Raw genomic sequence first — 236 nt, forward strand, 5'->3', positions numbered from 1 at the left:
GCACCATAAAGTCCGGCAGGTGCTGCAACAGCTGGGCGCGCAGGCTGTCGATGTCGGCGGGTGCGCCGGTGTAATACGCGACCAGGCGCTGGTCCCGGGCGACGACCACGGCGTCCTTGACCGCCGGATGCTCGATCAAGCGCGCCTGGATTTCTCCCAGCTCGATGCGCAGACCACGGATCTTCACCTGATCGTCGTTGCGGCCCAGGTACTCAAGCGTGCCGTCGGGCAAGTAG

The 236-nt window shown here is 65.7% G+C and carries 1 protein-coding gene; it reads right to left on the minus strand.

Features of this window, described 5'->3' with window-relative positions; genetic code table 11:
* A partial coding sequence (locus AAEZ05_RS30195; RefSeq protein WP_350650350.1) for a hypothetical protein occupies positions 1 to 236 on the minus strand: 236 nt, incomplete at both ends.

It is taken from the genome of Pseudomonas sp. HY13-MNA-CIBAN-0226 (assembly GCF_040310305.1).
Taxonomy (GTDB): domain Bacteria; phylum Pseudomonadota; class Gammaproteobacteria; order Pseudomonadales; family Pseudomonadaceae; genus Aquipseudomonas; species Aquipseudomonas gregormendelii.